The sequence below is a fragment of the Paenibacillus sp. 01T47 genome (genome assembly GCF_056398245.1).
The window spans coordinates 86,920-99,113 of the sequence record NZ_JBFTPA010000005.1; the positions used below are offsets into that span (position 1 = coordinate 86,920).

General features: G+C 46.0%; 10 protein-coding genes. 8 read left to right on the top strand and 2 right to left on the bottom strand.

Going from position 1 to position 12,194, the window contains the following annotated elements:
* Window positions 1-64: 64 nt before the first annotated feature.
* The 7 genes from AC1DOV_RS12410 to AC1DOV_RS12440 all read left to right on the top strand — a co-directional run bounded on the left by AC1DOV_RS12410 (window position 65) and on the right by AC1DOV_RS12440 (window position 8,141).
* Entirely contained in the window at window positions 65-1,597 is a 1,533-nt protein-coding gene (locus AC1DOV_RS12410; protein ID WP_477550093.1) for a replication initiation and membrane attachment family protein, read from the top strand.
* A 21-nt stretch (window positions 1,598-1,618) separates the two neighbouring features.
* Window positions 1,619-2,575: a primosomal protein DnaI gene (dnaI, locus tag AC1DOV_RS12415; RefSeq protein WP_477550226.1), complete on the top strand. Its 957-nt coding sequence runs from the start codon at window positions 1,619-1,621 to the stop codon at window positions 2,573-2,575.
* Between the two features lie 389 nt (window positions 2,576-2,964).
* Window positions 2,965-4,071 (top strand): sulfate ABC transporter substrate-binding protein, encoded by a 1,107-nt coding sequence (locus tag AC1DOV_RS12420; RefSeq protein WP_076267570.1) that lies wholly within the window; start codon window positions 2,965-2,967, stop codon window positions 4,069-4,071.
* A 34-nt stretch (window positions 4,072-4,105) separates the two neighbouring features.
* Window positions 4,106-4,939 carry a sulfate ABC transporter permease subunit CysT gene (gene cysT, locus AC1DOV_RS12425; RefSeq protein ID WP_441876767.1) on the top strand — a complete coding sequence of 278 codons (834 nt, stop codon included), beginning with the start codon at window positions 4,106-4,108 and terminating at the stop codon, window positions 4,937-4,939.
* 17 nt (window positions 4,940-4,956) lie between these two features.
* Window positions 4,957-5,841 carry a sulfate ABC transporter permease subunit CysW gene (cysW, locus tag AC1DOV_RS12430; RefSeq protein WP_339204419.1) on the top strand — a complete coding sequence of 295 codons (885 nt, stop codon included), beginning with the start codon at window positions 4,957-4,959 and terminating at the stop codon, window positions 5,839-5,841.
* Between the two features lie 24 nt (window positions 5,842-5,865).
* Window positions 5,866-6,108 (top strand): YezD family protein, encoded by a 243-nt coding sequence (locus AC1DOV_RS12435; RefSeq protein ID WP_076267573.1) that lies wholly within the window; start codon window positions 5,866-5,868, stop codon window positions 6,106-6,108.
* Between the two features lie 98 nt (window positions 6,109-6,206).
* On the top strand, window positions 6,207-8,141 hold the full coding sequence (locus tag AC1DOV_RS12440) for a dihydroorotate dehydrogenase (RefSeq protein ID WP_477550094.1): 1,935 nt from the start codon (window positions 6,207-6,209) through the stop codon (window positions 8,139-8,141).
* A 77-nt stretch (window positions 8,142-8,218) separates the two neighbouring features.
* On the opposite strand, the gene AC1DOV_RS12445 is transcribed toward AC1DOV_RS12440, so the two are convergent.
* Window positions 8,219-8,365: a YqzM family protein gene (locus tag AC1DOV_RS12445; RefSeq protein ID WP_144376731.1), complete on the bottom strand. Its 147-nt coding sequence runs from the start codon at window positions 8,363-8,365 to the stop codon at window positions 8,219-8,221.
* 208 nt (window positions 8,366-8,573) lie between these two features.
* Between AC1DOV_RS12445 and uvrC the strand changes: the two genes are divergently transcribed.
* Window positions 8,574-10,478 carry an excinuclease ABC subunit UvrC gene (gene uvrC, locus AC1DOV_RS12450; protein ID WP_477550095.1) on the top strand — a complete coding sequence of 635 codons (1,905 nt, stop codon included), beginning with the start codon at window positions 8,574-8,576 and terminating at the stop codon, window positions 10,476-10,478.
* On the opposite strand, the gene AC1DOV_RS12455 is transcribed toward uvrC, so the two are convergent.
* Entirely contained in the window at window positions 10,444-12,072 is a 1,629-nt protein-coding gene (locus AC1DOV_RS12455; protein WP_477550096.1) for a CPBP family intramembrane glutamic endopeptidase, read from the bottom strand. The genes uvrC and AC1DOV_RS12455 overlap by 35 nt on opposite strands.
* Between the last annotated feature and the right edge of the window lie 122 nt (window positions 12,073-12,194).

Sequence of the window (12,194 nt, forward strand, 5' to 3'; positions counted from 1 at the left end):
TCGTCCTGAACATCGGTTTTTATGTTAAAATGATAGAATGTTAGTGAAGGATGGAGCTGATGCTATGCGCATCAATAATATATTGCAGTACACGGAACACCACCGATATTACATTTTTCGCGATTTTTCGTTAAGCAGCCTCGACTACAAAATGCTGTCGCTAATCTATCAGCCGATGATTGGCGCATTTGCCGTCGCATTTTACCAGCAGCTGTATCATGGCATTGCCGAAGGCACCTCGGGCTACTCTTCGATTGAGCCGCAGCGCAAGCTGTTTCTTGGCTTAGGGCTGGAGATGAACGAGCGCGGACGCAAGCATCTTATCGAACAGGCTTCGAAGCTGGAGGCTGTTGGATTGCTGCAAACGTCACGTTTAGGCGTTCCTGATAATGCAGATGTTATTTATGAATACGAGATGTCACAGCCGTTGTCGCCAGTCGAATTTTTTCGCAACATGCATTTAACGATGCTCTTGCGCGATAAGGTTGGCAAGTATGCGGTAATCTCGCTTCGAGAATCATTTGGCGCTAATGAACCGGATGAGCTGGCAGGAGCGAAGTTAACGAAAGAAAATATATCCGTGCCTTTCTATGAGCTGTTTAAGCTTAATATGCAGTCCGTAGACAATGAGCTTGAGCAAGCGTTGACAGAGGTTGCGCCATCGCGGCAATCAGCCGCTAGGCCGGCACAAGCAACAGCAGGCATACCTTATGGAGAAATTATTTTGCGTTTTCCTCGTAATTCCGCAAATCGGCGGTTCGTGGAGCGGCTGCGAAGTGATGAAGAACAACTCTCGCAGGTAAACTATGTAGCTTACAAATATAATTTGGCTGTAGTGGATATATGTCGTTTGCTTGATGAGGATGGCATTTTTGGAGAGAGCGGCACACTTAATGTTGACGAGCTTCAACTGCGGGCTAATCAATTTTATAGGCAGGACAAGAAGCGGGAAGGCGAACGGCAGCGAGCGCTGTCACGCACGCAAGTTGTTGCGGACGAGGAGACGGTTGATCCTGATGAATTGACCGAGGAATACGAAGTGCAGGAGCAGCATTATTTGCAAGTTCCAAATCAGCTTAGCGGCCGCTGTGATGTTCAGCAGTATAATATGCTGATGCGAAATGAACCACATACACGGTTTCTTCAGCGCTTTTTCCCCGGAGCAGTACCGGATTGGATTGAACGTGTGTTTGAACGCATCGACCTCAATTATAAATTAGCTGCCCCCGTTATAAACGTACTTATACATTATGTTATTGGAGCTAACGATGCGCAGCGGGTGACAAAAACATTTTTGGACGCCGTAGCATCGAACATGCTTGTGAAACAAATCGATACATTCGAGAAAGCTGTGCTTTATGTGCGAGAGCAAGCGCAGGTGGAGCAGGATAAGGAGCGCCGCAAGGAAGCTGCGACCAGTTACGCTGGCGGAGGCTATAACGGCTCGAAAGGCGGCTCCAGAAGCGGAGGCAGCAGCAGGGGCACATCCCGTAAGCCTTCTATTCCAATCGTACAGGAAGATCAATCGGCTTCGGCAGTTTCGGCCGATGAGCTTGAAGAGCTGTTGAAGCTGGCTCGGAAATTAGACGGTAAATGATAAAGGCGGTGTAAGCAGATGATGGAGTCGATGGGCGAATTGCTGAAGGCTTGGCCTTCCGGCAAAGCCTTTACGGAAAAGGCGGAGCATAAGCTGACTGAGCTGCTTGCAGAACCGCTTGTTGAGAAGCTTCGCGTTAAATACCCGGATTTGGATGAACAGACGATCCGTCTTAATTTGAATCGGGTTTATCAATATGTGACGGAATATAGGAACTGTACCAATTGTCCGGGCTTAGACAATTGCCCGAATGATTTTGAAGGCCACTATACGCTGCTTAGTTCTGATACGGTGAATGGACTAACGCAGTTAAATGACCGTAAGGTAGCATGCAAGAAATTTAACGCTCGTCAGAATGAGGATCAGATTAGAAGCCGGATCAGAAGCTTCTACATAGACGAGAAGGCGCTGCAGCGCGGCTACTCGTCAGCTGAGATTATTACGAGAGATCTTGAGCGTGCAAAGGCGGTTGGGCAGGTTCAGAAATATATCGATCGCACGAAAGAGCATGGCTTGCAGGAGGAAGGCTTGTATTTGGCAGGCCGATTTGGTACAGGCAAAACATTTTTAATGTGTTATTTGCTTCATGAGCTTGCGAAGGCTGGATATTCCGGTGTGATCGTCTACATGCCTGACTTTGTAGAAGATCTGAAGACGCTCATGCATGAGCCTGGCAAGCTGAAGGAAACGGTCGAGATGATGAAGGAAACCGACCTGCTTATCTTTGATGATATGGGCGCGGAAAATTTAAATCCATGGGTTCGCGATCATGTACTTGGCGCGATCTTGAATTATCGGATGCAGCGCAAGCCAACGTTCTACACCTCCAACTACGAGCTGGAGGCGCTAGAGAGGCATTTTAGCTTCACGAGCAAGGATGGCGATGAGCTGCATAAGGGACAGCGTATAATGGACCGTATACGGCCTTACGTTGAAGTCGTTATGGTTACCGGTGAAAACAAGCGCGGACAAAAGTAATTGATTAAAGCTTTGGTTAACGGATTCCTATTCCAGGAATTTGTTGACCAAAGCTTTTATTTTTGTTTAAAGCTGGCAGCGGCATCAAGCTTTATCTCAGTATGGTTGAAAGCGTATTCAGAATGAGTGCTGTTTTTATACTGTGTCGTTCGTTCTGCTAGCATATAAAGCTTTCTTATAGGACTTATCAATTATTTGAAATTAAGTATTGACAGAAAGTGGGGCTCGCTGGTAAGATTCTCCCATAACCAACTAAGCAGGTAGGAATAATGTTTTCCGACCGGACGAACCGGAGCAAACACCTATCCAGGAGAAACATCCTCACAGGAAGTAAACTTCATAAATGTTTCTGAAAACCTGTTAATTTAAAAAAAGGGGTGTATGGAAAGATGAAGAAAATTACTCATGTTCGTTCCGTTGTTATTCTATTGGCATTAGTGCTTGTATTGGCTGCTTGCGGTCAAGGCGGCAACAACAAAACAAACAAAGAAACGAATAAGCCTACTAACGAGGCAACTAATACAGCTGCAACAGACGCACCTACGGATAAACCAAAACCGCCAGTTGAGCTTTTGAATGTATCCTACGATCCTACTCGTGAGCTTTATGTAGCATTTAACGCGGCATTCTCGAAACATTGGAAAGCGGAAACAGGTCAAGACGTGACGATTAAACAATCGCATGGCGGGTCTGGTAAACAAGGCCGCGCAGTTATTGATGGCCTGAAGGCGGATGTTGTAACACTTGCACTTGGTTATGACATCGATGCAATCGTTGAGCCAGGGCTAATTAATGCGGATTGGCAATCAAAGTTTGAGCACAACAGCGCTCCTTATACATCAACAATCGTATTTCTAGTTCGTAAAGGAAATCCAAAGGGCATTAAGGATTGGAACGATCTAATCAAGGACAAAGTTGAAGTTATTACTCCAAATCCTAAAACATCTGGCGGAGCTCGCTGGAACTATCTTGCTGCATGGGGTTATGCGCTTAAGCAAAATGGAAATGACGAAGCGAAAGCACAGGAGTTTGTTACACAATTATTTAAGCATGTACCTGTACTGGATTCCGGTGCACGCGGATCAACAACAACGTTTGTAGAACGCGGCATTGGCGATGTACTGCTTGCTTGGGAGAATGAGGCTTTCCTATCGATCAATGAGCTTGGTCCAGACAAATTCGAAATCGTATATCCTTCTTTAAGTATTCTTGCTGAACCTCCAGTTGCTGTAGTTGATAAAGTGGTAGACGAGCGCGGAACTCGTGAAGTAGCGGAAGCTTACTTGAAATACCTTTACACAGAAGAAGGCCAAGAAATTGCAGCAAAAAACTACTACCGCCCAATTTCGGAGACAGTCGCTGCAAAATATGCAGATCAATTCAAAACTCTAGAATTGCTCACGATTGATAAAGATTTTGGCGGCTGGAAAGAAGCGCAAACCAAACACTTTGCAGACGGTGGCATTTTCGACAAAATTTACACACCAGGCTCATAATGCAAAGCATAAACAAGATTGGAGCTGACTTCACATGAAAGGTTCCAAGCCCCGTAACGTACTGCCGGGTTTTGGTTTGTCGCTTGGATTCACATTGTTTTACCTCAGCATTATTGTATTGATTCCGCTGACTGCCGTTTTTTTCAAAACGGCAGAGCTCAGCTGGTCTGAATTCTGGAGCACGGTTACGAATGCTCGTGTCGTTGCATCTTATCGAGTCAGCTTTCTAACCGCATTTTTTGCCGGACTTGTTAATGCGGTATTTGGCCTATTAATCGCTTGGGTGCTCGTTCGTTATCAGTTTCCAGGCAAAAAAATCGTCGACAGTTTAGTGGATCTGCCATTTGCACTGCCAACTGCTGTGGCTGGCATTGCTTTAACTGCGATCTATGCACCGAATGGTTGGATTGGCTCATTGCTCGCACCGCTCGGTGTCAAGGTTGCTTACTCCCCGCTCGGTATTACCATTGCATTAATATTTATTGGACTTCCGTTTGTTGTTCGTACGGTACAGCCAGTGCTGCAGGATATGGAGAAAGAAACGGAAGAAGCGGCAGTTATGCTCGGAGCCTATCGTTTAAGAACCTTTTGGAAGGTCATCTTGCCTGAGCTGTTGCCAGCACTATTAACTGGTTTTGCTCTAGCCTTTGCAAGAGGTATCGGAGAATATGGCTCGGTCGTGTTCATATCGGGCAATATGCCGCTGAAAACAGAAATAACTCCACTGCTCATCATGACGAAGCTGGAGCAATACGATTACGCTGGCGCTACTGCCATTGCACTCGTAATGCTCGTTGTATCCTTCCTGATGCTGCTAGTCATTAATTTACTGCAGTGGCGAATGAATCGCCGCACAGTATCAGACTAAGAAGGGAGCTCATACAAATGGCTGGAGCAATTACAGTACACACGAATGCAGAAGCTTCCAAACGTCCGAGGCATATTACAGAATCAGGTCCCGTCAAATGGCTGCTTATTATCATTGCGATGCTGTTTCTTGGATTAGTTGTCCTGCTGCCGCTGGCATCGGTATTTGTTGAAGCATTAAAAAAAGGTGTAGGCGTATACATTGATTCAATTACGGAGCCGGATGCTTTGTCAGCGCTTAAGCTCACGCTTATCGTTGCATTAATCGCAGTTCCTGTGAATACGGTCTTTGGTATTGCTGCGGCCTGGGCGATCAGTAAATTTCGCTTTCGCGGTAAAAATATTTTAATTACGTTAATCGATTTGCCGTTTGCTGTGTCGCCAGTCATTTCTGGATTGATCTATGTGCTGTTATTTGGCGCACAGGGCTTTTTTGGTCCTTGGCTCGATGAGCGTGGCATCCAAATTATATTTGCAGTTCCTGGAATCGTACTTGCAACCGTGTTTGTTACGGTCCCCTTTGTTGCTCGCGAGCTTATTCCGTTGATGCAGGCGCAGGGCGTCCAAGAGGAGGAAGCAGCTGCAAGCTTAGGCGCTAAAGGCTGGCAGATCTTTTGGAAGGTTACTTTGCCAAACATCAAGTGGGGGCTATTGTATGGCGTTATTTTGTGTAATGCACGAGCAATGGGCGAGTTCGGCGCTGTATCTGTCGTATCCGGCCATATCCGCGGAGAAACGAATACGCTGCCGCTGCATATTGAGATTTTGTACAACGAATATCAATTTTCGGCCTCATTCGCCGTTGCTTCTTTGCTCGTCATGCTAGCGGTCGTAACGATGATCGTGAAGAGCATTGTAGAGTGGAAGTCTGGCACGCAGAAGCCAGCGGAGAAAGCTGAATAAATGACAATAATGGAGGGGTTTGAAATGGCAAAACCGCTAGAGTTAGATGCGCAATGGCTGGAGCGTATTTCTGAACAAGTAACGGGTCTTAATTATGGGCATGTAACGATCACTGTTCATGATGGAAGAATTGTACAGATCGACCGGACGGAAAGAACACGTTATGATGGTCCCTCTCAGAAGCAGCAGGTTCCGTCCGAATCTTCACAGCAATCGAAGCAGCGGGACAATTCATCAACGGGTGAAGCGCTTAGAATTGTGCAGTAGCTCCCTAATAGATTCGATAAAAATACAACAAACCCAATGCCGCGCAGGCATTGGGTTTGTTGTATACTGGAAGAAAAGTATCCATAAGGAGAATATTAATGCCGGATTGGTCCTATCAGTCCTTGTTTCGACCTCTTTTATTCAGGCTTCCTTCTAGGCTCAGCAGAACACTGACTCTAAAAGCAATGGGAACGCTGAGCAGCATCCCAGGCGGTACTTTTGTCATTCGTACACTTGGGCATATGGAGCCATCACCTTACTTGGAGCAGAAGCTAGCAGGCATTTCCTTAACTACAAGTGTGGGATTGTCAGGCGGTCTAGACCCGCAAGGAGTGGCGCATAAAGCGCTGGCTCAGTTTGGAATCGGTTTTATCGAGCATGGTCCAATCACCGTCAAGCAAATTAAGAGTGATAAGCCTATAACGAATGACATCCTAAATGAAACCATTCGATATCCAGATTATTATGAAAACGACGGTGTAGAGCAATATGCTGAGCGTATGGGAAAGCCCGGACATTCGTTGCCGCAGCTGGCAAGAATTGCTCCAATGCCGCATGCTTCTTGCGAGCAGGCTCTAATCGAACTTAAAAGCATGCTGGTGCAGCTAAATGCAGCGGGTGCGGCTGGTTTTTATGTTGATGTCCTGCATTCATCAAGGAGCCTCGAAGAAGCCCTCACTATTTTGAAAGGCATAGCCGGATACGCTTCTGCACAACCGCATGCTAATAAACCTTTGTTTATTTATGTTTCGCCTGACTTTTCTAATGACAGCTTGGTCTCCCTGCTCCAGGCAGCAGAAGGTGTATGGAGAGGCGTAGTCATTGGAGAAGCAATTTGCGAAGATAACAACGAGGGCTATGGCGCAAGCGTGGGTAAAGAGGCCAAGGCGCTTACTTTGGCCAAAATAAAGCTGCTGCGAAAGGAATGCTGTTCCCACTTGCTAATCAAAGCGGGCGGGGGCGTGCATGAGCCGCAGGATGCGTTAGATTTGCTGAAAGCAGGCGCTAACGCCGTTCTACTTCACAGCGGGCTGATTTATGCAGGGCCTGGTCTGCCAAAACGGATTAATGAAGCTGTCATTTATGAGCAGGTCCGAGATCTTCCTGCGCAAGTGACTCCATCATTCTGGAAGCATTGGGGCTGGATGCTCCTGCTTGGAATCGGCATGATTATTGGCGGGATATTGTCTTGGATTATTGCTGCGACTACGGTGCTGCTGTCCTATGACTTGAATTTTATAGACATGACGTTGGACGAGCTGAAGCAAGTCAACCATCATTTGCTGCATTTTATGTCTCATGACCGAATTACGCTTTCCGGTACGATGATTACAATCGGCATATTGTATGTTCAGCTGGCTAGACATGGATTAAAGCATAGTCTGCACTGGGCTCGAACGGCTCTGATGACGTCGGGTATTGTTGGGTTTTTAAGCTTTTTCTTATTTCTTGGATACGGTTATTTCGACCCGCTGCATGCGCTTGCTGCTGCTGTTCTGTTCCCGATGTTTCTGCTATCCATGCGTAGAAATCCGGATCAGCCCTATCGCTTGCCAGTTAATGTTCGCAATGATCTATTATGGCGTTTGGCGATGTATGGACAATTTTGTTTTGTTGTTTTGGGATTCGCACTGGCTGTAGGCGGTTTAACGATCGCAGGCGTTGGGATTACAGAGGTGTTCGTACAATCGGATTTGGTTTATTTGAATACGACGCATAACGAGCTGAATGGGGCGAACTTGAAACTCATCCCGTTAATAGCCCATGATAGAGCAGGATTTGGCGGAGCGTTGTTCTGTGCTGCGCTGGCCATTCTTATTATTGCGCTATGGGGAATCCAGCAGGGATCGCGCTGGATATGGTGGACGCTGCTGCTTGGCGGAGTACCGGGCTTCTATGCGGGCTTAAGTGTTCATCTATCCATCGGTTATATCGATTTTTTGCATCTTTCACCTGCGTTGTTTGCGTTATTGCTTTATATACTGGGACTTATTTTCTTGTATCCTTATTTAATGAGAAAGCAACAAGCATAGCGGAATTATATCTGATTAATCAGCTGCCTATCGTTGATAGGCAACAAAAAAAAGGAGCAGCTCGCTGCTCCTTTTTCTTATGAAATGATGAATTTCACGATTACAGCAACAGCGAAAATGACGGTCATTAAACCGAGCATGCCGCCAAAGCCGAACACGACGTCCATCAAGTCATGGCGAGGCTCTTCGTTAAAATGCTCGCGCGGGTCTCTTACGTTTTCCATCGTTGACGTCCTCCTTGAAAAAGACCGATTGCGTAAGTAACAACCAATTTACGGTCGTCTTTATGTAGTATCGGTTTATTCAACTTATATTAGTATACTCAAACAGATAAACAGTTGTAAAGCCAGAACCGGTGACAATTGTAAAACAAAGTATAGCCGAGTTATGATAAAATATGAACAGAATCATTTGGCAGTCGGAGGCGAGAGCATGGATCATCAGCAAACGGATCGGGAGCAGGCAGAGCAGCAGCTTGCAGAGGCAAAAGAGACGATACGGAACAAACTAGCTTTGCTCCCGGATCAATCAGGCTGTTACCTCATGAAAAACAGCGAAGGCGTCATCATTTATGTAGGCAAGGCAAAAGTGCTCAAAAATCGCGTGCGTTCTTATTTTAACGGCAGCCACAACGGCAAGACGCAGCGGCTCGTATCTGAAATTCGCGATTTTGAATTCATTGTAACCTCTAGCAATATGGAAGCACTCATTTTAGAATGCAACTTAATTAAACAATACCATCCAAGATATAACGTCCTGTTAAAGGATGATAAAACGTTCCCCTATATCAAAATTACGAACGAGAAACATCCGAAGCTCGAGGTCACAAGACGTATCATTAAAGACAAGGGCAAGTACTTTGGCCCTTACCCGAATGCTTATGCCGCTCAGCAGACAAAGAAGCTTCTGGACCGGCTATATCCACTTCGCAAGTGCAAGACACTTCCAGATAAGGTGTGCTTGTATTATCATCTAGGACAATGTATTGCACCGTGTGAATTTGATGTACAGCAGAGCGAATATGATCGGATGATTCAAGAAATTTCAAAGTTTTTGAACGGCGGTCAAGATGTCGTGAAAAATGAGCTGCAGCGCAAGATGGAGGAAGCAGCCGAGAAGCTCGAATTTGAACGGGCGAAGGAGCTTCGGGATCAGCTTATTGCAATCGATGCGGTCATGGAGAAGCAGAAGATTACGATGTCCGATGCGCTTGACCGTGATATTTTTGGTTTTGCAGTAGATAAGGGCTGGATGTGCGTTCAAATATTGTACATGCGCCAAGGGAAGCTCATTGAGCGGCACGGCACAACTTTTCCTTATTACGGGGAAGAGTATGATGATTTCATGACATTCGTTACGCAGTATTATAGCGATAATCCGGCATTGCCTAAGCAAATCCTGCTGCCAATACCGCCTGAGCTGGAAGCGGTGGAATCAGCGGGCGGAGTGGCAGCAGTTGATGAGGCAGCCGCTACGCACGCTGACGATGTCATTGCATCCTTGCACAGCTGGCTGAGAGTTAAGGTGCTTATGCCGCAGCGCGGACGCAAGAGCGAGGTCGTAACGATGGCTATCGATAATGCAAGGGTGATGCTGGACGAGAAATTCAGACTCATCGAACGAGATGAGGAACGAAGCGTTAAAGCGTCAGAGTCGCTTGCAGGATGGCTAGGACTGGATGAAGTACGCCGAATCGAGGCATTTGATAACTCCAATATTCAAGGTACGAATCCAGTTTCGGCTATGGTTGTCTTTACGGACGGCAAGCCAGACCGCAAGGAGTACCGTAAATACAAGGTTAAGACAGTACAAGGTCCAGATGACTACGAAACGATGCGCGAGGTCATACGGCGCCGCTACGAGCGTGTGGTGAAAGAGGAATTAGCTCCGCCGGATCTGATTGTAGTCGATGGAGGCAAAGGGCAAATATCAGCGGCGCTCGACGTGCTTGAGAATGAGCTTGGGTTATACATCCCGGTTTGCGGTCTTGTGAAGGATGCAAAGCATAAGACAGCGCAGCTTATGACTGGAGATCCTGCGGAGATTGTTCCTTTGCCAAGGGACAGCCAGGAGTTTTATTTGCTGCAGCGCATTCAAGATGAGGTGCATCGATTTGCGATTACATTCCACCGCGAGCAGCGCGCCAAATCCATGGTGGAGTCGAAGCTTGATTCGATTCCGGGCATTGGCGAGAAACGACGCAAGCTGCTGCTCAAGCATTTTGGCTCGATCAAAAAAATAAAAGAGGCCTCAGTCGAAGACTTCCGGCCTCTATCTATTGGTGATAAATTAGCTTCGCAAATTATAGCTGCTCTAGGGGAGGAGTCGTCGTCATAGACTGCTTCTTCTCTTTTTTGTGACTTAAATATTTTAGAACAAATGCAATCAGTACCGGAAGCACGGAGAAGAAAATAGCCGAGATTATGTTCGGTGCTGTTCCAATAGTGAGCAAGGATAGGCCAACTGCAACGCTGTTGAAGATGGCATGGGTGAACATGGCTGTAATGAAGCCGTATCTGACGAAGATAAAGCTGAACAAAAGCCCGATAATCATCAGCTCAAACAATCTCGTCGTGGACGGATAAAAAGGATACATCACATGGCCGAGCGCCCAGAAGAAGGTAGGCAGCAGTGCTGCGGCAAACGTGTTTTTAAACCACCTGCGAAATAGTCCAATACCGAAGAAGCGGAATACGGCTTCTTCGCCAATTGCGGCAGCCCAAGCAAGCACGGGCATCAGCCAAAGAACACCCATATTGTATGGGGATTGAGAGGCATCTGATGTTTCCCAAGTGCCAATGGACAGCTTCAAGGCGATAAAGATAACCGATTGAATTGCAAATAAGATGATCGCGAATAAATAGGACAAGCCGACGCTGCGCCAAACATAATCGCCATACCCTCTCTGACCAAAGCGCGGCCATAAAGCGCGGCCCTGCGCCTTCCAGAGGCCGTCTCCGGCAACAATGGATACATAAATGGAACCTGCCATAGGAATCGCTAGCAGAACACTTACGATGGCAGTGATCGAAACGGTAGCGCCTGCCATATCCGTCTCGCCGAGCGTAGCCCGGATACCATCCAGAACGTTTAAATTCATGATCGTATAAGTAATTAAATAAATGATCGTTAATACGATTCCGTATTTAAAGGATGTATGTTTTCGATACAAAACGGAGTAAATAATAGCTAAGACGAATAAAACGAAGCTCATGAACAGATAACCGATAGAGGTAAGGTATCCAGCTATTTTATCTTGTTTCTCTACATAGTTTATGTAATCGGATGGTGCCTCGAATACCGGTTTATATTTAGTAATGATCGTACGGTCATTCACGACAAGAGCGTTAACCAATACGTTAAGATGAGCATTTTTAATGGAATAACCTGCAGGAGGCTTGGGCTGCCAATCGCCATTAGGCAATATTTGCCCGCCTATGAATTCAGTTCCGCTGAAATTTCCTGCAGTTAGAAAGGCAATAGCTTCTTTTGCTTTATCTGCATCTGATAGCTGTTCCCCCTCAAGCTTCAAGTTCCAAGCTACGACTTTCCCGCTATGCATATGTAGATAAACATATCCGCTGCCGCCGCCTACGAATTTAAGATCAACCTGAAACGTATCTGTAGGAAACATGGGGTCATATTTATCCGTATATGCTTTGACTAGCTCATATTTAGATAAGTAGCCATTCATAATTTTATCGGTTTGATGTACGGCTTTAGCCGATTTCACCTTCAAGCCTGTTTCTTTTTCAACAAATGCAGACGCCTTATCCTCCGCCGCTGATTTCGCAATGACCTTGGTATTCATTTCGCCAGATGAGATAGCCGTAATCATTGGAACGATTTGTACGGCCCCATAAATAATAAAGCAAGCAACTGCTGCCCATATAAATCGTTTCCATTCATTGGGTTTAATAGAATCAATCATAGTTTCACCTCAACTGTCTTCATAATAAATAGCTCATTTTATTACCTTAACATATGAATCCCTAAATTATCCAATGAAAATGACCGTTTGTTTTCAAAAAAATGCGAAATAACGATGTCCAG